Annotated in this window: 23 protein-coding genes and 1 pseudogene; 11 read left to right on the top strand and 13 right to left on the bottom strand. The window is 56.3% G+C overall.

What is annotated here, in order from left to right:
• The first annotated feature begins 572 nt into the window (after positions 1 to 572).
• From K4043_RS03860 to K4043_RS03850, 3 genes are all read left to right on the top strand, one after another.
• Entirely contained in the window at positions 573 to 1,349 is a 777-nt protein-coding gene (locus K4043_RS03860) for a toll/interleukin-1 receptor domain-containing protein (RefSeq protein ID WP_265308262.1), read from the top strand.
• 140 nt (positions 1,350 to 1,489) lie between these two features.
• A complete protein-coding gene (locus K4043_RS03855; RefSeq protein WP_265308261.1) occupies positions 1,490 to 1,999 on the top strand; it encodes a TIR domain-containing protein in 510 nt (169 codons plus the stop codon).
• Between the two features lie 14 nt (positions 2,000 to 2,013).
• A complete protein-coding gene (locus K4043_RS03850; RefSeq protein ID WP_265308260.1) occupies positions 2,014 to 2,874 on the top strand; it encodes a macro domain-containing protein in 861 nt (286 codons plus the stop codon).
• Between the two features lie 1,508 nt (positions 2,875 to 4,382).
• Here the strand turns inward: K4043_RS03850 and K4043_RS03845 are convergent.
• Positions 4,383 to 4,862, bottom strand: coding sequence for a hypothetical protein (locus tag K4043_RS03845; protein ID WP_265308259.1), 480 nt, complete (start codon positions 4,860 to 4,862; stop codon positions 4,383 to 4,385).
• 326 nt (positions 4,863 to 5,188) lie between these two features.
• A complete protein-coding gene (locus K4043_RS03840; RefSeq protein ID WP_265308258.1) occupies positions 5,189 to 5,851 on the bottom strand; it encodes a hypothetical protein in 663 nt (220 codons plus the stop codon).
• 300 nt (positions 5,852 to 6,151) lie between these two features.
• On the opposite strand from K4043_RS03840, the gene K4043_RS03835 reads away from it, so the two are divergent.
• From K4043_RS03835 to K4043_RS03825, 3 genes are all read left to right on the top strand, one after another.
• Positions 6,152 to 7,063 carry a PDZ domain-containing protein gene (locus K4043_RS03835; RefSeq protein ID WP_265308257.1) on the top strand — a complete coding sequence of 304 codons (912 nt, stop codon included), beginning with the start codon at positions 6,152 to 6,154 and terminating at the stop codon, positions 7,061 to 7,063.
• 152 nt (positions 7,064 to 7,215) lie between these two features.
• Positions 7,216 to 8,208: a DUF4917 family protein gene (locus K4043_RS03830; protein ID WP_102789643.1), complete on the top strand. Its 993-nt coding sequence runs from the start codon at positions 7,216 to 7,218 to the stop codon at positions 8,206 to 8,208.
• Positions 8,209 to 8,535: 327 nt separating this feature from the next.
• Positions 8,536 to 9,300, top strand: coding sequence for an OST-HTH/LOTUS domain-containing protein (locus K4043_RS03825; RefSeq protein ID WP_265308256.1), 765 nt, complete (start codon positions 8,536 to 8,538; stop codon positions 9,298 to 9,300).
• A gap of 125 nt (positions 9,301 to 9,425) precedes the next feature.
• Here the strand turns inward: K4043_RS03825 and K4043_RS03820 are convergent, their stop codons facing one another.
• From K4043_RS03820 to K4043_RS03800, 5 genes are read right to left on the bottom strand one after another with little or no spacing between them, the layout of a single operon-like run.
• Positions 9,426 to 9,902 carry a Mov34/MPN/PAD-1 family protein gene (locus tag K4043_RS03820; RefSeq protein ID WP_083279769.1) on the bottom strand — a complete coding sequence of 159 codons (477 nt, stop codon included), beginning with the start codon at positions 9,900 to 9,902 and terminating at the stop codon, positions 9,426 to 9,428.
• Positions 9,890 to 11,515: a ThiF family adenylyltransferase gene (locus K4043_RS03815; protein WP_265308255.1), complete on the bottom strand. Its 1,626-nt coding sequence runs from the start codon at positions 11,513 to 11,515 to the stop codon at positions 9,890 to 9,892. The genes K4043_RS03820 and K4043_RS03815 overlap by 13 nt, the downstream gene beginning before the upstream one ends.
• Entirely contained in the window at positions 11,512 to 12,651 is a 1,140-nt protein-coding gene (locus tag K4043_RS03810; RefSeq protein WP_102789646.1) for a cyclic GMP-AMP synthase DncV-like nucleotidyltransferase, read from the bottom strand. Before K4043_RS03810 ends, K4043_RS03815 begins: the two co-directional genes overlap by 4 nt.
• The gene (locus K4043_RS03805; protein WP_265308545.1) at positions 12,645 to 13,646 is read right to left on the bottom strand and encodes a CBASS cGAMP-activated phospholipase; all 1,002 of its coding nucleotides are present in this window, start codon (positions 13,644 to 13,646) and stop codon (positions 12,645 to 12,647) included. The genes K4043_RS03810 and K4043_RS03805 overlap by 7 nt, the downstream gene beginning before the upstream one ends.
• Positions 13,647 to 13,654: 8 nt before the next feature.
• Positions 13,655 to 13,879, bottom strand: coding sequence for a DUF2188 domain-containing protein (locus tag K4043_RS03800; RefSeq protein ID WP_070425401.1), 225 nt, complete (start codon positions 13,877 to 13,879; stop codon positions 13,655 to 13,657).
• A gap of 258 nt (positions 13,880 to 14,137) precedes the next feature.
• Here K4043_RS03800 and K4043_RS03795 point away from each other — a divergent pair, with 258 nt between their 5' ends.
• The 3 genes from K4043_RS03795 to K4043_RS03785 all read left to right on the top strand — a co-directional run bounded on the left by K4043_RS03795 (position 14,138) and on the right by K4043_RS03785 (position 16,627).
• The gene (locus K4043_RS03795; RefSeq protein ID WP_070425400.1) at positions 14,138 to 14,530 is read left to right on the top strand and encodes a helix-turn-helix transcriptional regulator; all 393 of its coding nucleotides are present in this window, start codon (positions 14,138 to 14,140) and stop codon (positions 14,528 to 14,530) included.
• Positions 14,531 to 14,532: 2 nt separating this feature from the next.
• Positions 14,533 to 15,402, top strand: a complete 870-nt coding sequence (locus K4043_RS03790; protein ID WP_102789647.1) for an ImmA/IrrE family metallo-endopeptidase — start codon at positions 14,533 to 14,535, stop codon at positions 15,400 to 15,402.
• Positions 15,403 to 15,733: 331 nt separating this feature from the next.
• Positions 15,734 to 16,627, top strand: coding sequence for a MobA/MobL family protein (locus K4043_RS03785; RefSeq protein ID WP_265308254.1), 894 nt, complete (start codon positions 15,734 to 15,736; stop codon positions 16,625 to 16,627).
• A 221-nt stretch (positions 16,628 to 16,848) separates the two neighbouring features.
• On the opposite strand, the gene K4043_RS03780 is transcribed toward K4043_RS03785, so the two are convergent.
• Both K4043_RS03780 and K4043_RS03775 read right to left on the bottom strand, forming a co-directional pair.
• Positions 16,849 to 17,241: a hypothetical protein gene (locus K4043_RS03780; RefSeq protein ID WP_070425398.1), complete on the bottom strand. Its 393-nt coding sequence runs from the start codon at positions 17,239 to 17,241 to the stop codon at positions 16,849 to 16,851.
• 43 nt (positions 17,242 to 17,284) lie between these two features.
• Positions 17,285 to 17,596 carry a hypothetical protein gene (locus K4043_RS03775; protein WP_070425397.1) on the bottom strand — a complete coding sequence of 104 codons (312 nt, stop codon included), beginning with the start codon at positions 17,594 to 17,596 and terminating at the stop codon, positions 17,285 to 17,287.
• A 127-nt stretch (positions 17,597 to 17,723) separates the two neighbouring features.
• Between K4043_RS03775 and K4043_RS03770 the strand changes: the two genes are divergently transcribed.
• Positions 17,724 to 18,059: a helix-turn-helix transcriptional regulator gene (locus K4043_RS03770; protein ID WP_070425396.1), complete on the top strand. Its 336-nt coding sequence runs from the start codon at positions 17,724 to 17,726 to the stop codon at positions 18,057 to 18,059.
• 130 nt (positions 18,060 to 18,189) lie between these two features.
• On the opposite strand, the pseudogene K4043_RS03765 reads toward K4043_RS03770, so the two are convergent.
• From K4043_RS03765 to K4043_RS03755, 3 genes and pseudogenes are all read right to left on the bottom strand, one after another.
• Positions 18,190 to 18,450, bottom strand: a pseudogene (locus K4043_RS03765) (AMP-binding protein); the annotation flags it as partial.
• A 215-nt stretch (positions 18,451 to 18,665) separates the two neighbouring features.
• Positions 18,666 to 20,009, bottom strand: coding sequence for an ATP-binding protein (locus K4043_RS03760; protein WP_265308253.1), 1,344 nt, complete (start codon positions 20,007 to 20,009; stop codon positions 18,666 to 18,668).
• Positions 20,006 to 20,962 (bottom strand): reverse transcriptase domain-containing protein, encoded by a 957-nt coding sequence (locus tag K4043_RS03755; protein WP_102789651.1) that lies wholly within the window; start codon positions 20,960 to 20,962, stop codon positions 20,006 to 20,008. Before K4043_RS03755 ends, K4043_RS03760 begins: the two co-directional genes overlap by 4 nt.
• A gap of 359 nt (positions 20,963 to 21,321) precedes the next feature.
• Here K4043_RS03755 and K4043_RS03750 point away from each other — a divergent pair, with 359 nt between their 5' ends.
• Positions 21,322 to 21,555: a hypothetical protein gene (locus K4043_RS03750; protein ID WP_146027641.1), complete on the top strand. Its 234-nt coding sequence runs from the start codon at positions 21,322 to 21,324 to the stop codon at positions 21,553 to 21,555.
• A gap of 346 nt (positions 21,556 to 21,901) precedes the next feature.
• Here K4043_RS03750 and K4043_RS03745 read toward each other — a convergent pair whose 3' ends face one another.
• Positions 21,902 to 24,103: a DEAD/DEAH box helicase gene (locus tag K4043_RS03745; protein WP_265308252.1), complete on the bottom strand. Its 2,202-nt coding sequence runs from the start codon at positions 24,101 to 24,103 to the stop codon at positions 21,902 to 21,904.
• Between the last annotated feature and the right edge of the window lie 2 nt (positions 24,104 to 24,105).

The following is a 24,105-nucleotide window of genomic DNA, read 5'->3' as shown; positions in this document are numbered from 1 at the left end:
AGCTTCACGCGGGCCTAAGGCGCAAAGGCATGACGGGTGCGCCAACCGCTCTCTCGCTCCTCCTGTCGCGGAGAAGGTGCTGTTGACAGCCACCGACTAGGCGCTAATTTGGTGTGAGGAGCACCCCATGAACTACGCCGATGTCGAGCAATGCCAATGTAAGCCAGACCGGATGTGTTCCCTTGCGTCGGGCCCTGGCGCGTGTGTCAACTTCAGGGTCAGGTGGGTTTCGTCGTCTTGACAATGATCGAGTTGATGAGCCACGTGGAGCGGTAAGGAGGCGAGACATCGCTACACAGTCAGGCTATTGAGTGCTTTCATGATCCCGACCACCGCGAAAAGGCCTCGACCAAAGTTTGTAAGAGCAGCTTCTTGGAGGGGGAGAGTGAACTTTGAACCGGCAAGTCCGGAATGGTGTGACTCAAGTTGTGCCGTCTCGGGTCGATAGCAGTCAGGCGAACATTGCGTGTGTGTCTTGCGCAGTCGAATATAGTAGTTGTCATGCGACCTCTAGAAGCGACGTTGTAAAATAGAGGTAAAGTAGACTTGTGAAGTCTCAATAATAATCAGGGATGGATATGTTTAAAGGATTTCAGGTTGTTTCTTTGCCAGCTTTTTTTGACGGCTATCAATTGCAGGGCCAGGCCCTGAAAATCGTCCAGCAGGACAGTGTGGAGCGCGCGCTGGAGGGTTTTATCGGCCCGGATCAAGTCATTTATGCTGAAGCCCTGGGGAAAGAGTGGTTCCCGGTAATTGAGGCGGACGTCTTCATCTCTCATTCCCACACAGATGAAGTGCAAGCGCTGAACTTGGCGGCATGGCTTAAAAGTGAATTCGGCCTCAAGGCTTTTGTTGACTCCCTGGTTTGGAAAAGTGCCGACAAATTGCTCAAGGCAATCGACGATAAGTATTGTTTAAATGATGATAAAAAATACTATAACTACTCATTGAGAAACTTGTCGACAAGTCATGTGCATGTGATGCTTGCCATGGGTATCGCCAAGATGATGGATCGCTCGGAGGCCGTCTTTTTCCTCAACACGCCTAACTCCATGACGGCGGAGAGTACGACAAAGAAGGGGGAGACCTCATCGCCGTGGATTTTCGCAGAGATGGCTCTTACTCATCTTCTTCGCCGATCACCGCGCATACGAGACGGCATGGCTCTGGAGTCAGCGGAGGTCAAAGCTATGGATAGCGCGACGGTGCCAGTGGTGCATGGACTAGATCTGTCAAAATTGAGTGTTTTGGATCAAGATGGCCTGGCACTCTGGAGGAGCGAGTGGCGTGAGGAGGGTCATCCTTTGGACGTGCTCTACCGTATGAATCTTCCTCACCGCTCGCTGTGAATAGGCGGGTGACGATTGTGCCTTAGGTGGGTTGCTTTAGTCCCACATCTAAATTGATTCCACTAGAGTGAATTCGCGAGCAGAACGAAAACGACTAGTCGATTGCGCGATCAAGCTACAGGACTTACGGAGTACAGTAGATGAGCTACAAGAACAAGACCTACATCGCCTTCGCAAGCGAGGACATCAAATACTACCGCATGATGGAAGCCTGGCGGGACAACGACAAGATCGAGTTTAGCTTCTTCGACGCGCATGAGTTCTTTATTTCCCGCGATAGTAGTACAGCCGAGATCATCAAGAGAAACTTGCGCGAGCGTTTGAAGAACGCCAAGCAAGTCGTGTTGCTCGGAAGTGCGGACGCGAAGAAGAAGGGCGGGGATGGGAGTTCATTCTTGGCGCACGAAATCGAAGTGATCAAAGAGTTCGACCTGCCGATCATTGTGGCCAACCTAGATGGTGATCGCACGGTTGATCGTAACTTCATCCCGAAGCCTTTGCTTGATGTCCACTACTACACGATGTCGGTCTCGTTCCAGATGAAGATCATTAAGTACGCCCTAGATCATCATCCGGTAGCCTATCCGGCCAACAAAGGCAAGGGGCCGCATCAGTACAAGTCGTCAGTCTATGAAGGCCTTGATCTTTAAGGAAATTGATCGGCATGAAAGAACTTCTGCAAGACATGCGGACCCGGCGGTTCTGGCTGAAATTTTTGACCAAGACTTTCGCGCTTCTCGGCACGGTCACCGCTGTCGTGAAAGGCGTTGTGGCATGGCTGCCAGAGCGCGCCGATTGGTTCGGTGGCGGGACGGTTTTCGTGATTGCCTTGATTTGCTGCGCCCTGATTGGGCTGGCGCTGACTTGGCCACGCCCAATCGAGTGCGAGTATGCATCGCCCCAGACTAAGATCAGAATTGTTAAAGGAGACCTCTTTGAGCAAAACGGGGATATCGTCGTCGGAATCACCAACTCCTTTGACACCGAGATTCCTCAAATTATCGAGCAGAAGAGTTTGCTCGGGCAGACAATCGCGCGTTTGTATCGCAACGACTGGAAACGCTTGGATGCCGATCTCGAGACGGCGCTTAGCGCGAAGCCGGTGATCGATACCATTGAGAAGCCCGGCAAGCAGAATATTTATGAACTCGGCACCGTTGCCACCGTATCTAATGGGCCGCGTCGAATCTTTTTTTCGGCCTACTCGGAGATGTCGGGCAGCAATAACGCTAGCACGAAGATTGAAGTAGTGACAAAGAGTCTATATATGCTCTGGGACGAAGTGGGCAGCAGAGGCAATGGTCAACCGGTAGCAATTGTCCCCTGGGGCGGTGGTCTATCAAGAATTTCCTCCGTTCTGCCAGCTCAGGACTCGATTCGCTTGATCATATTGACCTTCATGTTCGCCTCTCGCCGTCAGAAGGTTAGCGATGAATTGACGATGGTGGTGCCAGAGCCATTCTTCAAGAATTTAGATAGATTGGAGTTGCAGGCCTTCTTGTCTTCGCTAAGGGGTTCTCAGTGAGCTCAGGTCTTTTGCTTCCCGAGAAAGGCGACTGCGCGTTTTGCGCTTATCTAAGCGGTGGGCGGCCTTACACAATTTTACGCCGGGATGCTTTGACCGCAACGCTCGTTACGCGCGAGCAGCGAGGCAAGCCGCACTTATTGATCATTCCGATAGCTCACCGCGCCACGCTTCTCGATCTGCAAGACCAGGAGGCCTACGCTCTCATGGTTGCTGTGCGCGATGCGGCAAGGCTAATTGATCGAGCTTACAAGCGCCCAGGGATCGCGGTATGGCAGAACAATGGCGTAGACGCTGATCAAACCATCCGGCATCTGCACTTCCACGTTGCGGGGACGCTCGATGAAGGGGGGACTGAGCGAGGGAAGGTAATAGAGCTCTCGGTAGAGCAGACAGACAAAATTGCCGAGAGATTGTGTCAAGGCGAGCAGAGTCTTCGTAACGACGCAAGTAGCTAAGCGAAAAGCAAAGCGGATCTCATTTTAGAGAGTTGACATCGCGGACTTGTATCTTAGCCTGCCTTATTGGCTTACATTAAAAGAAAATGCAATGAAAACAAGCGGCAAAGGCGAGGGACTGGCAATCTTCCCTGCATGCCTGGCTGGGGCCAACACGCAGAGGTCTGACGGGTGTGTCAACCGTCTCCTGTCACGGGGAGGGCATGTTGACAGCCATTGATCAGACGCTAGGTTGGGTAGAGGAGCACCCCATGACCTACGCCGTCTTTGAACAATGCCATTGCACGCCTGATCTTGTGCCCCTCGTCAGGGGTCATACGGTCGATATGCGATTGCTCTCGCGGAGCTCTAGGGTGCATGTCAAGGCTCTAATCTCGCCCGGGGCCCGCTTTATAGCCAACGATCAGTTCGACACGCCTGTACGGGCCGTCAGACGGCGTGACCTCGCGGCGCTCATTAGGATGCTTGACCAATTGCATGAGGCTGCCCGCTGTGATCGGGCGCTCACCGAGGCCTGCGAGAGCGGTTTCCTGGAAGCTGTACGCGTGCTTGTTGGCCGAGCGAGCACGTCTTTGAGGATGGAGCGCGCGTTCCTCTTGGCCGCCGAGAGAGGTCACACGCGCGTGGCTTTGTTTCTACTCCGTCAAGGACTGCCAGATGTCGCTCGATTTTGCTCGAGAGGAGCTGCACTGGCGTTGCCGTGGGGTCATCGCACTACGGCGAGAGTCCTGGTTCGCGTTGCTCTCTCCACACAGTCGGATGATCAGCGCGCCTTTATAGGGCTCCTTTCTATAACGAACAGGACGGGCGACGCTCACCTAGGCCAAGCGATCCTTGAGAGGGCTCTGATCCCTAATGCGGCATACGCAATGCGCGCAGCACTCCTGACGGGGCACTGGGAGTGCGCATCCGTAACCTGGCGCTATCTCAACGACGAAGGTAAGGCTTATATCGAGCGATACTATGGCCGTGAGATGGCCCAGATGGAAGCTTGGCTGGCGCGCTCAATTTTGTTGCACAGCACGCCCCCGGTTGACCCAAAGGTGCCCTTTATCTGCCGGGTGTAGAACTCCATGGCGAGCGGGGCCGGGGCACTTCGTTCAAATTCTCCAACGTATCCTCAGGCTTGGCATTAATTAGTGTTGAGGCAAGATCTGAGACTTGCTGGGAGGTCGAGTCGGGGTCGAACGCATTATTCTCATCATATGAAGGCCAGTCATTCGGGAGCGAAACATCTCTGTAGTCGTCCAGCCCCAAAGAGGATAGATAATTCTCGATCACGCTTAAATCTTCCGCGGCGTGCTCACCGAAGTCTAGCTGGTCTGAAATAGATGCCAGCGCTTCTGTATTTTCCACCCATCGTCCTTCGCGCCGCCCTTTGATCAGCCATGAGATCGTCAATGCCGTCTGAAAGGCTGTGTAGTTCCAGTCCAGCATGCTTGTCGAAAGAAATTGATAGGGCTTATCGAGCGGAAAGAGAAGGATGGCTTGGACTTCCTTGATGCGTTCAGTTTGCTCCGGTGTGAACATGCTTGGTCCTTTATGGGCGGGTCCAGAGCCCCGAGCATACAGTGGCCACGCGTTGCCTGCTCAGGCGCACAGACCAGAAGGGAATGTTGCGATTGATTGGGGATTGGGTGCGCCTCAGAGCGGCGTTGGCTTGAGATGGCGACTGCGTGGCTTAGCAGCTGGTAGTTGGCTTTCACGCTAGGAAGCGGCAGGATCGCTTCCATTCCGGATGCCAGCAGGTATAAATCGGCTCTTCTTACACTGCCACCCCATGCTGTCTTGGCTTGGAAGGGCGACGTCAGTGAGCGTTTGCAGCTGGGAGCTGTTCCCGCCCACAACGGCTACCATCAGCTTTCCTGCGGTCTCTTCGCAACCGGGATGATCTCGTTGAGCTCGCCGAGAACAGCATGCCCGAGGTCAGGGTCAAAATCTCCAGCAATCATTACCATAATTTGGACCACCATCATCGCAATGGCTTCAGCGTGGTTTAGCACTTCGATGATGAGCTCTGGTTGGAACGCGGGGCCGACGCTCTCCCCCTGCGTATAGGCACCAACGATCTGGCTTCCTGCGTGCGTAAAGCTATGGAACTTGTCCCAGGCATTTGCGTGCTGTTTGCTAAACAAAGGGAACTCATCAAAGGGCGGGACCTGTTCGATCTGTTCGGCGAGATTGACTTTGGGGAGCTTGTCTTTGGTGATGAACGTTTCGACTTGGTCGTCCGTCGCGCAGAGTGCAATCCAGGCGCCTCGTTTTAGTGCCTCATTCATTGGCCGGAGTAGTGCAAATGCTGATCCGGACAGTTCGATGCCATGGTGATAGAGGAGCGAATTGATGCTCGCAGCATGATCGAATGAGACCCTGAGCAGCGTCCATGCCACCATATATTTGTCTGGCAGGCCAGCTGGCAGGCTAAGGCGGTTGGCGAGCACGCCTGCGGCATTCAAGGTTCCCGCAGTCCGCTTGGCGTAGTCTTGGATGGAAGTAGGGGGATTGCTTGGATTGTTCATTTCACCGCCTAAGCTCTTATCAGAAGGGGAAGTCACCGCGCCCCGGACGTCAAGCTCAGCGTCCTCGCGATCCAGTATTGCAGTATTCCCCGGGTTGCCGGGTTGTGCTTCAATCCGGCCAGCTCGCCGACGCAGCTGCTCGACGTTATCAGGCTTCCCGCCGTTCAGTTCCCCGGGCCGGGCTGTTTGCTTCGGTCTAGCAGGAGCGTGTCGGCGGGCCGCCCCTGACCTGTGTAGTTTTCGTTAAAACGGCTACTATTGCGGGAATGCTTGACGTCGAATGCTCTAGGGGGAGCGCACATGACCATTCACAGGCTTGTATTTCTGCTCGGTTCCATCGTCCTGCCGTTCACTGCGGCTGGTTCCCAGCTGTTCGCTGTAACTCCCAGCGGTATGCCGGAGGCGGTGTTCCCAAGCAAGGCGTCGGTTGCGGTTTCGCGCTTGTCGAGCAAATGCATGGACGTCCAGTGGACGGTCGTAAGCAGCGGTGATACAGAAGTTGTTTGCGAGTCTCCATTGAGCACCGGCCAGTCCATCATGGGGCAGATGCTGCTCGGGAACAGCTACTCCACACCGCCACGGCGTTTCTTCCGCTTTAACGTCAGTGAGATTTCCGGAGTATCGCGCGTCCAGGTATCGGGTTGGCTGGAGACCCAGATGGCATTCGGCCAGATGCAGCGTGCTCCTTTCTCCGGGGCGGATTTCCATAACAGCATCATGAACTTCCTAGTCAGCGCGGGAGGCTCGTTTCCCCCAGGAACGACGTTCCCTAACCACGCCATGCTAGGAGTCTTAGGGCAAGTCGCTCCGCGCGGCAGGCACGCGGGCTACGTGGTGAGTGAGGTGACGCCGGGTGCAGCTGCGGACCGAGCGGGCGTCAAGGCAGGAGACGTCATTACCTCAGTGGCCGGAAAGAAGTTCAAGACCGAAAGTGACTTCTTGGACGGCTTGGAAAAAGCCACCAAGGCACCAACTTATCAACTCGATGTGACGCGCAGCGACTCTGCACTTACGTTCACCGTCGAGCGTGACTACCGCCCCACAACCACTCAGGTCGTCAACGCGGTAGAGGAGCCCGCAGATGCGCCGGTCCCTATCGCAAAACCCCTATCGGTCGCTGACGAACTGGCGAAGCTTCTGAAGCTGAAGGAGCAAGGGGTCTTGACCCAAGCCGAGTTCGACGCTCAGAAGAGCAAGCTGTTGAGCCAATGAGCATGCGGCGTGACTGGTCCGGTGTTTAGCCAGGCAGCTCGCCTGCCACGGACCTAGTCTTACCGTTTCTCGTCTCCATGCTTGCCAGATGCGGATGTCGGACTGAGCGCAAGCAAAAATGATGTAGGAAATTCCCCAGTGGACTGGCATCTATGACCTACGCGATTCGACAGTGGTTGGACATTGCGTCTAACTATCGAGGAACCGCCATTCTGGGAAATGGCGCAAGCATTGCAGTAAGCTCCAGTTTCTCCTATGGATCGCTACTCGGGGAGGCGAGCTCAAGCAAGCTCATGGCTTCTGATGTAGAGCAGCTATTCACTTTCTTCAAGACAACGGACTTCGAATTGATCCTGCGCATCGTATGGCAGGCATCGAATGTCAACCGATCATTGAGCATTGAGGACAGCCGAACACGTAAGGCGTACTTGGGGGTTCGAGAGTGTCTCATTCAAAGTGTGCAAGCAATTCACCCCGAGTTCGACCAGGTCAGGGAACACTTGCCTGCGATTTACCAGTTTCTCAAGCACTTCGACACGGTTGCGTCGCTGAACTACGACCTCATCGTCTATTGGGCCCTGATGCATGGCTATGAGCAAGATGACGAGCATGCCATTAAGGACTGCTTCGGTGCAGGCGGGCTATTTCAAGATGATTGGCGCAGATTGAGAGCGCCTATTCGTGGGCAGCGTTCTACAACACTAGTGTTCTACCCTCACGGGAATCTGTCGTTGTGCCGCGACAGCGTAGAGCAGGAATTCAAGATCCACAGCAACGATGCTGGTCTGCTTCAATCGATTCTAACGCGCTGGCGCAGCGAAGAAGTAGTGCCGCTTTTTGTGAGCGAGGGGATTTCGGAGCAGAAGGTGGCTGCAATCAAGAACAGCTACTACCTTTCTACGGTGTATCGGGAGGTGCTGCGTTGCGAGCGCGAGACGCTCGTCATTTATGGCTGGGGCTTGGGTGAGCAGGACATCCACTTGTTGCGGCGGATGCGGGATACAGGTATCCGCCGAGTAGCGGTCTCAGTGTATGGCGGAGACCAAATTTATTGTAATCGGGTTTTTCCGATCATCCGAGACGCTTTAGGTGCGGTGCTTGTGGAATTTTTCGATAGTCAAAGTATCGGGTGCTGGAACAACTAGAGCGTGTCGTGTCAGCTTTCCTTGTGCCTAGGTGTGTAGCGACGGCACTAGTCGCCAGCGGAGCAATGTGGATCAAGGGGACTGTCGGTCGCTCGGAGGCTGTTGAATTTAGGATTGGAGACATCTATCTAGATGCATAGCAGTAGGGCTTCGCCGGCTAGATTTTATGCTGGCTGTGAATCGATAAGCCCGTCTTGATAGTCTTGCATACGCATGGAGCCGAATTGCATGGTTGACTCTTCACCCGCTGATCCACTGCGAGTTCCCCAGCGGGAGGTGCAGCGGCTCTTGGGCCGTTGCCTTCTTCGCATTCAGCAGTACGAGCGCTTGATCAAAGCCATCGTGGCGCACCATGAGATCTGTGGACCCATATCGTCCCTGGATGCAATCCGGTCCGCTCGTATCGCTGACGCGTCAACAAAGAGCCTGGGGCTCTTGGTCGGAAAACTTGTGGGGTCCTATCTGGTCCATGGTTCTGGGCGCGACACCGACCTGCCCGACCCTGGTTCTGGCGAGGTCGCAACGGTTCGAATGCAGCTCCGGCTTGAAATGGGCGCTGAGGACTTTGAGCGGACCCAAGCGGATCTCAAAGATCTGGTAAGGCTCCGAAACGACTTGGTCCATCACTTTATTGATCAGCACGACATTTGGACTGTGCCGGGCTGTGCGCGCGCCGAGCAAGCGTTGCTCACCGCCTACTCTCGTATTGATAATCATTTCGAACAGTTGCGTAGCTGGGCTGAGCACATGGAGCAAGCGCGCCAGCTTGCTGCCGAGTTCGTCCAGTCTGAGGTCTTCCGCGACCTGGTGATCAACGGTATTGCCCCCGATGGCTCAGTTGACTGGCCCAGTTCAGGCATCGTTCGACTGCTTAGAGAGGCGATGTCTGAGTTGTCCGTGGATGGTTGGACATCCATCGCCAACGCTGAAATTTTCATTCAGGAGCGAGATCCCGGACAATCGCCAGTAAAGTACGGATGCCGCACCTTGAAGCAGGTCGTGCATCAATCTCGGCTCTTCGAGCTTCAATACCAGGAGCGATATGGCAGGCGTGAGGCCTACTTTAAGGATCGTGCACGCAGATCGTCTTGATCAGGTCCGTCGAATCGCATTGGCGGTCATCGACTGGCGAATAGGCCACGGTTGTCAATTATTTTTGAGCTTCAACTGCCGGGCATTGGGCCCGTCGAGCATGAGACGGGGCTTTATGGGGTCGTTCACTCGATGGATCGGAGCACCAAGCCCGGCCCAAGCGTCGTAACGAGCTCTACTCGTAGGCTCTTCCGGCCGACGATCACCGCTAGCAAGGGGCGATTGTCTTTGCGATCGTTCGCTAAACGTCGCCACTCAGAACGATCCAGTGAGGAGGGCGTAGGGTGATCTTCGGGATGCGTATGCCACTCCCCAAGATAGCGAACGGTGCCTTGACTTGCCTTCCATCGGGCCAGAGCAATGCCTGCATGTCCAAGAGGCGTTCGTTCGAACAGATATCGAAAGCGCCTGTCCCATTTCGTCGGTGCCGTTGCTTCATCGATCAGCAAGTGGACGCCATGGACAGTCCCCAGCAGCAGTCCACCTGCTTCGCAGTCTGTGTCACGGTGCTGGATGTGGTTGTTGAACACGTCAAGTGTGGATGCAGAGAAGCTCAGCAGCATCTTGCGATCGGGGCTGCCCCAGGAACTCATGAACGGCATATTGGACACTCTGCATCCGGTTGAAGGTCACAATCTGCGGCGGCTGCAGTTTGGGTTGTATCCAGAACTCTGGTGCGCAGCGTGGGCGACGATTTGCCATTGACCCAGTCGAGCACCAAGTCCATGGCCAGGCTGGCCGCCTGCACGGAAACAGAGGCGGGGAAGGGCACATAGAGCCCCTCGCAGCCATGTCCTGCCAGAAGCAAGGGCACGTCCCCGACCACTGAACGAAGTTCACCCCGCCGGTTGCCGTGCCACAGGCATCGATAGCAGCCTGCGCTGACGTCTTCCGTCCGGATCATTGCTCGGACGGCAGTCCCCGGGCCCTCAATCCAAGCAGAGATCATGGGAACGGTGCGAGGTGTCGTATCGCAGAGCCAGTGGCCCAGTGACTCCTCGCCAGTTGCGTCGATCAACAGGTCAAAATCATCGAGCACAAGCTGCCGAGCATCCCTTTGGATGGCCTCAACTTCAATCCCAGGAGAGAGGCGTTGAAGTTCATTGACCATGGCAACAGCCTTGTTTTTCAGCAGATGTGAAAAACCCAGGCGATGTCGGCCCAAATTCTGAGGGAGCAACTTGTCAAAGTCGACCAGCGTCAACTTGCCGCCAACTGTGCCAGCGCCCGCCTTGCAGAGCATCTCCGCGAGATAGCCGCCGATTGTGCCGCATCCAATCAGTCCGACGCGTTTTCCAGCGAGGGTCCTCATGCCTGGAATGTTGCGCTGAGCCAGGTACTGATCATCGATGCGCATTGCCGTCAGGAGCAGCACTTTGAGGCCAAAGGTGGTGTCTCGTCTGTCCGCGAGCTTAACCTTCGCTTTGCTGCGGTCATAGATGACAGCAAATCCGTAGGTCATGAGCGGTGAGTCGATGAAGATGAGGATGCAAATCCGCTTCTCTCGTTCGCCCAGCTGGATGCGTTCATGGATCTTGCGACGGCAACTCCGATCAAGCTGACTTTGCCACTCCAAGATGTCATTGACGGTCTTAGGGGGCCACGATCGGGGGTTGGGGCGTGGCATTGCGGTCGTCTTGATTCGATACGTAGGTGGTGGGCTTCTAGTCACCTTCAAACCAAGAAGGTCGATCTTCTTTGTGGTGCGCTCAACGCTATCGGTGATGAACCAATGCAAGCCGTCGTCGCCTTCTGCGATCAGGCAGTGCTGGCGCCCGGGGATATCTCCGAGGACGTCGAACAAGCAGTTAGGTCCATTCCAATAGGCGAAAAATTCCTCCAGAAGATCCTCGACCAGCTCGCCTTTTGTGATTTGGCAAAGCACACGGTCGGCCTGGTCCAAGCACGCAATCGTTTGGCCCACTGGGTCGAAAATGTTGAGGACGATGGAGCCTGGGGCGAGGTAGCAAAGATCCCCGTAGGCGCCAATGTGGGGCACCGCAGCCGGGAAGTGTTTCGGAATGTCCAGCAAGCGAACACGAGGAAGTGCAAAGAAGTCAGGATCCAGCGCAACTTCGCAGCGGATACCTTGTTCGGATGCGTTCCGGGCGAGCTCACCGGTCAAGGTGAACCACCCGTCAGCATCCTTCCCTGAGTAATGGAAGCCCCTTTCTTTGAGGGCTTCAATCACTTCGCTGGCCCGCGCCCGCTTCATCCAGCCTTCGTCCTGCCAACAAGCTCACTCGGGCCTGCCGAGGGGGCGGTAGCTAAAATGGTCGCCTTAACGCTGCTGACCTTCACGCGGTCAGGCTCGTCGGGGAAGCGCGATCCGAATTCCTTGCGCAGCCACGAGCATGCTTGCGCGGCGTTAGACGCGTCGATCGAGCCGCGCAGGGCAACCTCCAAGGCTTCAAACGCCTTGGCGGCCTCTTCAACCCCGTCCTTACCAAGGCGGGCGGTGAAAGACTCGGACGACTCAACTGGGTTGCTAACGCCGTCGCGTAGTCGATCCGGCAGGGCAGAGACCACATCTAGAAGTGCAAGGTCATCTCGACGCTCCCGCTTCTCAAACAACGGCGCCGCCGCTGCCATGAGCAGAATGGAGGAGGGGCCTTTGGTCGGCCAGTGCCAGTCTCGGAACGCTTTCAAGTAGCGAACCACGCGCTGGAATTGCTCACCCTTTTCCTCGACCTCGTTCAGAAACCAAGCCTTGATAGGCCGCGGATCAGAGGCAACCCAATCATCGACACCATGCGCAAGGAGAACCTTGTCTTTGGGCAGTGCTGACCAGGCGTCACGCTCGGCCTTGATAGCAGCCTCAGCAATGGAATCAAGGGCGTAATGCTCCATCGTTGCTTTGGCGAGGGAGGTGAACTCTTCGTCAGGAATGGCGTAGAGCGGAACATCGATATGGGCGTGCTCGGCGATCACCATGCGAATGCACGTAGGCTTTTCCGTGAGCTCCCAACCCATACGATCGGCGAGTGGTGCAAGGGCTTCCTTCGCGGCATTGAAGAACACGCGGGCCGCAATGCTTGGCCTTTTGGTCTCAGATACAAAGCTCAGCGGAAGGTAGCAGCCGTCATCCAAGTCCGCCTGTTGGGGCGGCTGCGCCGGGGCATTGATCGTCTTGTAGGCCCAGGAGCCTTGGGTAAAGAAGCGCGGTTCCGGGACATCTTTGGTGTAGCCGCGTTCGCGAAGCACCCGAGGAATGCCGGCGCGGAGACAGTTCCGAACCTCAACACGAGCGTCGGAAATCACAGAGCGCTGAGCGGGAGTGAGATCAAGCGCTTCGCGCAGGCACGAGTTGCCATCAACAGTGGTGTGGAACAGTGAGCTCAGGTCTAGCATGACGTCTCCGGCGTATTCTTGTTGGGGCCGTGATAGAAGATGGGGCTCGGAGCATGATGGTTCCGGAAGGGCAGGAAATCTGCATCTCCCAATGCCCTCTGGGCCGCATGGACGCCGCGATCGCGCAGCGTGTTGGTTGCGCCAATAGACACGCGATCAAGGGCCTTAACGTCCCGGCTTTGGTCGGGCGTAGCCTGGTCATCGATCTGGTAATACTGCTTGCCCAGTGATTGCTTGAGCATGTAGTCGACGGATGATTCTTGGGCAGAGATCACAAGGTCGAACAATCCTCCACCCCATCGGCCAAAGCCTCGATCCAGGTCCGCCCCGCCGCGAACGGTGGCGCCAATGGTCATGGTGCCAATGGACAGCACGCGGATGATTGCTTGTGGGTCAGGCGCCAAGAACGTTCTGATCTCATGAAGCCCAAACAGACCAGGTGCATTACCAACAAGCCCACCGTCTGCATAGACGCCTCGACTATTGCGCGAGAGTGGGAAGTAGACAGGTGCAGCTGCGGTCGCTAGGGCTACGTCCACCACCGACATGTGGTGGTCGAGCTCAAAGGAGGGGTGGTGGGGCGTCTTGAAGAACTGACCGCGGCCGGTGGAGTAGTTCACCGCAGGAATGAGGACCCGATGTTTAAGGTCGCCGACCAAAGTGTCGCCAAATCGGTCTTGAAGCACGCCCTTGAGCCCGGCCGAATCGTGCTTTGCCTTCAACCAGAACCCGAGCAGCCGGCGACCCAGGCCGCGGCAGCCAAAGATCTTGCTGCCATGGTCCTCAAAGAGCCCTTTAAGCTCGGCAGCGGGAATATCCGCCGCCAAGCCCAGGGCCAGCATCCCTCCTGCTGACGTGCCGCAGATCAGGTCAAAGTGCGAGGCAATCGGCCTGCCCATCACCTTTTCAAGCTCTGCCAGTACCGTGGCGGTGTAGAGGCCGCGATACCCGCCCCCAGAGAGGGCGAGCACATGGTAGGTAGGAGGGGCGCTGATCATTGCCGTTAGCCCTCCGGCGGGTAGGAGTCGGGGCCGTGGCTGTCCTTGTCCCGGATCTGGCCGTTCGGGCGGTGGATCACCAGCTCTGACTCCTGGTTGCGTGCAATCTCGCGCGCAGCGTCGATGGCCTGCTGCTGAGTGTCATGCAGTGAGGTGGCGCGCTGATTGCCAGCGCCCCTGACCGCCCAACCGTCCTGGTGGGGAACAACATGTTGGTTCTTGCCTGCCATTTCACAGCTCCTTGATCAGGTTAAACAGCACTGTTGGTGTATCTAATTGCAGTTGCCTCGGGAAAAGCGATGGCGCACAATCTGTTGCTCCTCCAGACAACACCCTGAGCGTGAATCACTCAAGCCGGAAAGGCGAAAGTGTTGTCTGGATGGGCAACACCCTAGCAGGGTCAAAACCGGGATGCAAGTCTCATTTGTGAATTTCCCCGCGGGGCGCGGGGACGGTGGAAAGCGCCCCTTGCTGACCAGGAGTAAGTAATGCCGCAAACAGGCTTAGGCCTTGCCTTAAAAACGCTACGCGAGCGAGCGACCATGTCTTTGCGCGAATTGGGCCAGCTTTCGTCAATCGATCACGCGTATGTCTATCGCTTGGAGACAGGCGAGAAGACCAGCCCATCCCCCGATCTTGTCGACAAGCTGTTGCATGTGCTCAAGCCAGGGGAAAGGGATGAGGAAATGGTGTCGTGGCTCGTTGATCATCCTGAAGCGGATCCAAAGCTTGTTGAGTTTGTGTTACAAGACCCGACAATCAGTGTCGAAGTGTTCTCAGCAGCAGCAGGCATGAGGCACCGGGGCACAGCAAGGCCAGATCCGGCTCTGCTCATATCCAGAGTTCAAAAAGCGTTTCAGGATGACGACGAGGACGAGTAGCCATGGACGAGGTTGCTGTTAGGCAGAAAGCGAGATCCTTCATTGCTCGAATCGATCTGACGACGATTCGCGATGATCTGTCTCCTTACCTAGCGGCAGCCAACGCCAAGCTGCGAACGGAAGAGCTTGGCGTTGGCGAGTCCGGCTTTACGATCACAAAGGCTAGCGGTCGAAGCATCGTGACGGTGAACGGCCAGGAGACAAGGGAGCGGCAACGCTTCACGATCTGCCACGAGATTGCTCACATCGTGCTTGGATTGCCTTCATCGCATGAAGAGGTGCCCGCTTGGTCTTATGCCAAGCGACACATCAACGAGATTGCATGTGACACGTTCGCATCCGAGCTCTTGATGCCATATCAGCTCTGGCTTCCGCGCGTTCCCAAAGAAGAGCCATCGATTGAAGTTGTCCAAGAGATGGCTGTGCACTTTGGCACGTCATTCCCAGCCGCAGCATCTCGCTACGCGAGCCTCAGCGAGCGGCCCTGCGCATTTGTGACGATGGAGCGCGGAGGTGTCAGATACGCCGCACGCTCGACGTCTCTAAGGCAGGCCGGAGCGTGGATTTCGCCCAGATCGACCATTCCGTCAGGTTCGGTAGCCCATGGGCTTCGAGCAGCAGGAAAGAGCGCGGTAGGTTACGGCGAAGTCGCTCAAGATATCTGGTTCGACAACTGGGAGAGGAGTCTGGAACTGACGGAAATCAGTCGCCATTTCGCGGGCTCGGACACCACGACCTCACTTCTATGGTTCGACGCTGATGAACTTCCGACTAGAGAGGTTGATCGTTTTGGTGCGCGCGTCGATGAGGAAGAGGCGCTCTCTGAGCTCACCGGTGAGCTGTCTTGGTCCAAGCTGGATCGGCGCCGTTGATCGGGCTGCAACAGGGCGATTGCAAATGGCCATGATGCAGGGACAGGCCCTCATGCATCCAGCGAGGTGAAGGTGCAGCTTGGCTCCTAGCGTCCATTGAACGCGTTTGAGTAAAGCCCGCGAGCTGCTGCAAATCTCCATGTAAAGCAGACAGCAGGGAAGGGGCATTCTTCTCGGCCTTTCGTTAGTCTTGGGCATACTTTCGAAGCGGATGCGCCACTTGAGTGGATCCCTCTTAGGCAACGAAAACCGTTCAAAAATAGTGCATTTCAAGCTATTGCGCTTCCTGAATCTTGAGCCATAACCAATGGACTAAGACACTGGAAGCTTCATGACCATCGAACACACACGCATCAAAACATACAGCCGGGCCAAGGGCCATTCGGCGATCGCAGCCGCTGCCTATCGAGGGGGGGGGTTGCTTATTGACCCAAAATCCGGCGCGAAGCATGACTACCGAGGTCGGGCTGGGATCATTCAGGCGTGCTGCTTGGCTCCCGCTGGGTCGCCTGCTTGGACCAATGACCCGCAGCGCCTATGGGCGGCGGCTGAAGCGGCAGAGCGTCGCCGGAACAGCACCGTCTGCCGCGACTTCACCATCGCCTTGCCGCACGAGCTCGATGATCGCGAACGGTGGAGTCTTATTCTCGACATCTCGCATGCGCTGATCGACCGGTATGGCTTTGCATTACAAGCCAGCCACCACCAGCCAACCAAGGACGATCCTCGCTACTTCTACGCCCACCTCTTAGCGACGACCAGGCGTATGGAGGCCGCTGGCCTCACTGCTAAGACGAGAGCGCTGGACGGGCGTATCAACGGGTACGGTGAGGTGCTCTGGATTCGAGCGATGATCTCTGAGCGCATCAATGCGCATCTCGGTCTAGGTGAACTCCAGGTTGAGCGTAAGACCCAGGATCTAGCGGAGCGCCTTGCCACGCGTCGGGGGGAGGGAGTCGTTGGCGACGATCAAGCGAGCTTTGAGCAACTCTTGGGCCGCTACCGAAAGGAGGGCAAGCTTCTTCCAGTCCCAGCGGGCCACACGGCTGAGCGGGCGCGTGGCGAACAGTCCAGGGCGCTCCCCATGGTTGCCGGCACTGCTGCTGACGCGATCCCGTACAGCCTTGCCGCTCTACCGGTCGGTTTGGACATCAATGAAGGTAAGGGCGGCGAAGTTCAGTCAAGAGCTCCGGCAGAGCCACCGTGCCCTCAAGATAGGCACTGAGGGCATTAGCCATATGCTCGTCCAGGCCGAAGCCGGCGACTTGCTGATCGGCAAGCCAGCTTTCCACGTGAGCGTGGCGCAGCTGAGCTTCCCGTTCGTCCAAGAGTGTCTGTGAGTGGGTCAAGTCTTGTTTCATGCTAAGAATCCGAGTTGTGGCTTGCTCTGATTCCTAGCACAAAGCCCTCTGCCGTCAAGTCCTGCTAGTGGCTATGGCGAACTTGTCACAGCGTCGGTCCATCATTGATTGCTTGGTTCAACAGCTCATACCAGCGATTCATGTCACTCTCCCGGTAGAACTTGATCGTCCACACGGGGTGATCAGCATCGCGAACGCTAAGCGTCAGCGAGCCTTGGCGCTTGGAGTTGTGCCAGTGCTTTTCCCACGCACGGACATCGTTCAGCGGATAGATCTTCGTTGCCTGAGTCGTGCGGAGCTTGATTCGGGAACGCGCCACAGACAGCGCCAGGGCGCTGTTGCTGTGGAAATAGGAATGGTCGAACTCCGCCGCGAATGCTGCTTGGTCACCGCGTGACCTGAGAGTCCTGCCCACGCCTACGGCGAAAAGTGCGCCGGCGCCTACGACGAGCAAAAGGAAGAATGTGCCGACAGTCATTTGAGCTCCTCGGATGCAGGGGGGCGATTAAGCGATTAGCGGACTACTGGACTCGGCCAGTGATCTTCCAGGTGTCACCGACCTCGGTGAAGGTGTAGACGCCATCCATCTGGTTCCCAAAGTCGCGATCCATCGCCATCACCTGGCTCGACACCGCGCAGTTGTAGCTCGGCGTGCCCTCAGATTTGGCGCATTCCGCGCTCTGGAACTCCCGAATCTTCGCTTTTTCGTTGCTGTTGTCTTTAACGTACTGCAAGAAGGCGTTTTGCCGTTCGTCATGAGATGGGCCGCTTCCAGAGCAAGCGGCAAGGCAGGCGGTCAACACGCCAACGACGGCCACACGGAGCTTCAACATGACGGGTCCTTTCAGTGCGATGGGGCTGTGCCAGAGCCCGGGGTTGCGGCCAGGCCAAGAATACGATAAACGTAGTATACGGGCAACGTAATTTACGGCGAACGTAGCTTACGTTCATGCTTGGGGCATGAGTGCCCCCAACGCCCGCAGTGTCCGTGTCGTATTCGCCGCTCGCTTGAAGGAGCAGCGGCAAGCTAACGGGCTCAGTCAAAAGGCCTTAGGAGTGGCGATGGGACTGCCAGAAGATGTGGCCGGGGTTCGGATCAACAGGTACGAACGCGCGGTGCACGATTGCGACAGCGAGACCGCCCAGAAGCTTGCGCAGGCGCTTGGGGTGTCTGTGGCCTATCTCTACGCTGAGACCGATGAACTCGCCGAGTTGATTCAAGAGTTCACGCGCCTGCCCGCGTCGGAGCAGCGGGCGATCGTACAGGAGCTTAAGAAACGATCTGCCAAGCGCTGACGCGACAAGTGACACCGTCAGACGCCTAGTGGCGAACTGCCTCGCGCGCGCGTCGATTTAAGATCGATATGCCTGCAAGGAAAAAAGGTGGCAGTTGATTGATAGTCGGCTGGCGGGCTGTGCCTGTTGCCTGCGGGCCGCGGATGCACAGTTCGCCCCTGTCGCCGGCCGGCAGGGTCACGCCGCCGCCGTCCTTCACGCAGGCGTCGTTGGACGGAATCGGGAGACCGATCGCGCCGTCGTACTCGGCCAGATTCGGCGGGTTGATGCAGGCCGCCGGCGAGGTCTCGGTCAGGCCGTAGGCTTCGATCAGTGTGGCGTCGGTCTTCTTTCAGCACTCGGCCACGGCGCGCTTCACGGCCATACTGCTCCTCAGGGTCACCTTCAGCGATCAGTTCCTTGTAAGGGCTGCTCCATCCGTGCACGTTGGACAAGAAACCAACGTAATCACGTGTGGGCCGCCCCACAAAGGCTTGACGACATATCGTGCGTTGGCTTGCGAGTTCTGTTGGATCATCGTCTGGGGCAAAGAGAATCAGCCCTTTTCAGGCAACTTCGGCTCAGACGGCATATGCTGCCTTCGAGTCGGCTGGCGTTGCTTCTTCGTCATCCTGTATGAGATGGCGGGAGGAGGGCCTGCAGAGTGGTGGCGATGTCTTGGAATGCCTCGGGTCTTTTGCCGACTAAGTAGGCAAAAATGTCTTTTTGCGTTGCAATCTTTCGCTTCAAAATCTGTCGAATGAAACTCTTTTCCTTATCAAAAGTCATTCTTGGGATATGGAAAGGGAATTCTGGATCGAGCTTGCTTTCTGCGAGAAGATCCTTTTCGATGCTTTTGAGGGGTATTAAATGAATGCCGGGTCGCTGAACGTACTTTTCGTCTTTCTGGTCACCATCGACGATACCAATAACCTGATCCCGGCGGCCAAGAAAGTTCTCACGTTCGTTATCGGCAACTAATGCTCCCACCAAAGCCCCACTTCCCACATAGATGACCTTGTGGCTAAGAAGTGACGGCGCACAACGCTCCTCTATCAAGTAGCTGATGAAGGCTGTCAGCATCTTGTCTTCAGTCACAATGCATCGATCGAATCCAGCAAAACCAAACATCTTAGCCCTGGCAAAGCTAAAAGAGGTTGGCGCTATCGAAACGTTCCCATCGATGTCGTCCATGTAGAACAGTTCACCAGGCTCAAGCCTGTGCATGAGTGCGAGTGAGTGAGTGGTAAATAGTATTTTGCACCCATACAGGTTGCAGAAACTTCGGAGCCATCCCGCAAGATTTGCTTGTGCAGCGGCGTCGAGCGAAAGATCGATCTCATCAATGACCAGGAGCTTGGCCGAACCTTTGATGGTTCGGTAAAGGTTGATCAAGAAATACTCGCCGGAACTTAAGTAATCCTCCCTGATGTAGGTGTCATTCTCGCAAACTATCGCGTAGTAGCTTTTCCCTTTGACGCGGACTTCCACCATGGTTGAGAAGCGATCCGATCCATAGATTGCTGTCAGGAAGTCGATTAGTTCATCGGGCCGTGAGAATTTTCCAAATGTAATGGCCTTTCGAATGTCTAGGTCCGCTTCGCTGGCGCTCCTAAAATAGTTGAAGCGCATCCCGTACGGCAATGGGAGCTCGGCTTCGACCAGTTGTCGAAGCGCGGGAGGGATGGAGTCCCGGCAATTTAGTGAGCGAATTTTGTCATCGTAAGCGAACGTGACGCGGGTGTCCCCTGACTTGTAAGTGATCCGACTCTTACTTGAGAATGCGTAGGGAGTGGCCGTCCTGATGAAGGTGTCAGCGTTGGAAAGATTTCGAAGAGCACGTACCAGTGTCGTTTTTCCAGCCCCGTTACGACCGACCAGGCAGACAAGTCCTGTTGAAGACAGATCAAGGTCCAGACTCATACTCTTGACGTGTTGAATCGATTCAAGGTCTACGCGCAGACGGTTCATTTTGCTGACCTGTGCAGGACGCTGTCGATGACGGTGGTTCCGAACTTCGCTCTCAACTTCTCGAGATAGGAGGGGTCTGCCACATGAACGTAGCTGACCAGCCCGCTCAGCCTCTCCAGCCCCTCTTCCCACTCTTCGTTTCGTTCTTCTCGGAAGATCTTAGCCAGTCTCGGGCGATCACTGGTGTAGAAGTGGAGCCACGATTCAATGCGATTCCTGACTTCGCGATCAATCACGATAGTGCCAGTGGGAAGTATGACGCGACCGAGCACCTTCACCTTTCTTCCGACGGTAGTCAACTTGCTCTTGGCGAGATTCAGAGTAAATCCTTCTCCAAGCTCCGAAGCCAAGCATTCTTCGATCACTGCAGCGGCGTCAATTAGCGCTGTGCGGTCATCGGCGGAAATGATGATGTCATCAGCGTAGCGCGTGTAGATCCAGTCTCGATCAATGCTGATCGAGGAAAGGCGCGCATCAAATCCAGATAGGCAGGCGTTGCTTAGAATAGGGGAGGTGGAGTATCCAATAGGGAGCTTGCCGTCGATTGTGAGCAGCGCAAGGATATGCTCGAGATGGTCGTCGAGATCCCCCACGGCAACCTCAGCTTGCTTGAGTACATTCCTGACAAGATCTGAAGTAATGCTATCGAAGAAGCGCTCAAGGTCTGTCTGGAAGAAGGCGCGACTTTGCGCATGGGGTTCCACTGCTTGGAGCAGTGTCGTCCCCTTGCGGTATGCGAAGGACACCTTCTCGTCGACCAAGAGGTGCTCCAGCACGAAGCTGTGGAGAAATCGGTGAAAGTTCTTAAGGATGCCGGAGGGCTTGTGGATGGTGCGGCCCTTCCAAGAAACGCGGGTGCGATGCTCTTCAGGCTTGAGCGCCAGGAATTCATCGAACTGATACTTTCCGTGAAACATCGCGTCAAACAGTTGATGAAGTGGCCGCGGGGTCATAGATCGCTTGCCTCGAGCTAGTTTCAATGGGGTGAAGCGTAGCCGATTGTCGCTTGGGGCGGCACATACGAAATGCCCGGTCGGGCCTGAGCCTGCGACCGGGCATGCGTAAATCAATGAAACGCCCTAGGGACCAGACTGTTGACTGGAGCTACTCCTAGTCGCTGGTATGAAAAAATCCTAGCATTGAAACCTGGACGGGTCAAGCAATTCCCTGGATCAGTTAATTCCTGGTGCCATTGAGTATTGTGTCGATTGCGTTGCGCGAACTATGAGGCTTCCTCGACCTCGACCTTGTCACGCCGGCATCCAAGTTGCATGCCATGCCAACCAAACATGGCCGGCGGAGTGCGCGGGCCATGCTGGACATTACCGATGCGGCGGGCGGTTGCGCCTCCGTCGTATCGCAATTCGCGGCGCAGGTTCTTACCGACGTTGATAGCTACGGATCACCGTTTCTGCGGCTGCTCTCAATTGCCAATGTCTCTTGGGCAATCTTCCTGGCTCGCATGAAATGGGGGGTGCCTAACAGGGTGAAGACAACGACGACGATGACAGACCAAGTAAGCAAAGATATACGCACGCCACCATAAGCTACATGCATGATTAGATAGCTGACTAGCACGAAGGCAATGGCTTGGATGAGGTAAACAATGACTGCTCGCAGGAGCGTGGCGGCTACTTTTTGCATCAGTGGCTCTTCCCCTCGATAAGGGACTCCACGGCGAACCCGAAGTTGCCCGCCCGTTCCTCTGGATCTCGGCTTTTTCACGTTAGACCAGACAGCAGTATCGCCATGTGCCGAGCCCCCAGAGGATCATCGTACCGAGTGCGGCCGCGCTTATGGGAGAGCGCTCTAATCTTGCACGTTTTTGGAGCGGAGGAGGCGGGCCGAAGTAGCTCGCCATCTCGGCCAGGGGGGGCGGGTTGCATCCGGCCTTACATCGTTGGCTTGGAATGGGAGCTAAGCTTGAAGGCTATCCCGAGCCATTCCATTGCTTCGTCCAAGTTCAAGTGTAGGCTCGCGTAGGACTTCCTGAGCAGGGTCGGGGACAGGAGTCCGTCCCATTTTTGACTTGCCATGTTCTTGGCATCAGCCAGCAGCATGTCAATGGTGGGGAGCGGTTGGGAGGTGATTTCTGCCAAGAGCTTCGCAATCTCGCCCGTGGTCTCCGACCCGCGCTTGATCTCGACCCCAAGTTTTCCTGACTGCGCCCTGAGGCCTTTGGCGTTCAGAAGGCAAGCGATGGCTTCGTTTGCATCGTCGCCGAGCCAGGTCAACAGCAGCCACTCGCTGCCCTGATTGACCAAAAGCGCGGAGTCCAACGCATGCTTCGCGTAGGTCGCGCGCCCCTCATTTAAGAAGCGTTGCGCAGTGGCGTCGAGAAAGCGCGGTTCGACCTGCCCTCGGTAGAGCGCACGCATCGTTTGGCGGATTTTGGTATGGACGCGCCCGCCGCTGCCGTTGAACAAAGGTGGTGTTCCACCCTTGGAAGGGGCGACATAGATGGTCTTATGGGCCTCATCGATCTCCTCGACGAGCCAGGTGCGCCCGCCAAACAAGATGCGTTGGCCGACTGTGAGCATCTGCGAGATGGGCAGTGTCCCAAGCGATTTGCCCCCAGCGATGATCCGGAACTCCTCATCGACGGTAAAAGCGGCGTAGAAAGAGTAGTGGTTGACGATCTTGTCGCCCACAGGGCCGTGAAGCAAGAGTCCCGATCCGTCTTGGATCAGCACGTCTTGTTGGCCTAGGTGCCGAAGAAGCTCAATGAACGCGGCCGATGAGATCCCGTCGAAGGGAGCACCCTTGGCGCAGAGCATGCTGTAAGCCTGCGCTGCTTGGAGCCCACCATACTGGGCAATGGCCGACAAGAGCTGTTGAATCAACGTCGACATATGCGCCCCGTTGACGATCGGTGGCTCAAACCATTTCTCGATGAGCAAGTGCACGACCGCAATGGCGTGAATGGTACCGAGCCGGAGTCGGGTTGGGAGATCTGACTCGGCGTCGATCGCGTTCTCGACCACATATGCACGCAAAATGGCTGGCTCGCCTTCACGGCGCCCGGAACGCCCCATCCTCTGACGCAAGCTGGCGACTGAAGGCGGAACCCCGATCTGGGCGACGCTCTTCACGGCGCCAATGTCGATTCCCAACTCCAAAGTGTTGGTGCAAATGGCTGTGGCGGGCCGCTCTTTTTGTTTGAGCGCGGCCTCTGTGTCTGTCCGGATCTCCTTCGAGAGACTGCCATGATGAGGCCAGAACTCACGCGGCCGCTTGGCACCTTCGCTCAGCTCATTGAGCAGGTAAGTGTAGCGCTCAACTTCGCGCCGACTATTGGGAAAAACGAGGTTGCTGCTGCCGGCCAAGTTCGCATAGAGGTGTGCTGCGATTGTCTTGGAGGAGCTGTCTCCGCTCTGTTTTCCAGCTTGCGGGATCGGCTCCTCGAAGCCTTTGACAACAAGTTGAAGCTCAGAGCCAGTACCGGGTGCATCAACGATGGCTGCTTGGCCGTTGGGTCGCAAGAAGCAGGCGGCAGAGCTTAGATCCCCTAACGTCGCCGAAAGCCCAATGCGCGGCACTATGCGGCCAACCACAAGCTCGATGCGATGCATCAACGATTGAAGCTGCTTGCCGCGTTCGGTGCCGATGAAGGCATGGAGCTCATCAATCACGAGGAATGAAAGAGACTTGAAGATGCCTGCAACAGCGGTGCCACGGTTGCAGAGCATTGCCTCGAGCGACTCCGGTGTGATTAACAACACCCCAAGCGGCTTCTTGAAAAATCGTTGCTTGCTCGTTGCGCCGATATCGCCATGCCATGGCCATACCGGGATGTCCAAGTTCTCGCAGAGTCGTTCCAAGCGGCCGAACTGGTCATTGATGAGCGCTTTCAGGGGGCTGATATAGATGATCAGGCCCGGCGCTGGGCGCTCCAAGAAATGCGTCAGTGCCGGGAGGAACGCGGCCTCCGTCTTGCCGGACGCGGTGCTCGCCGCCACGATGACATCTCGATCACCTGGAAGGATGAGCGGTATGGCCATTTCCTGGACATCACGCAGCGCCTCCCATTGCTCCGCCCACAAGTAGCGCTGGATCTCTGGGTGAAGGAGGTGGAAGGCGCTGGATTGGCTCATGG

Source organism: Stenotrophomonas sp. SRS1, assembly GCF_026130205.1.
Lineage (GTDB): Bacteria > Pseudomonadota > Gammaproteobacteria > Xanthomonadales > Xanthomonadaceae > Stenotrophomonas > Stenotrophomonas rhizophila_B.
The sequence above is the reverse complement of the archived record's forward strand: the minus strand, read 5'-3'. Positions and strand labels throughout refer to the sequence as shown.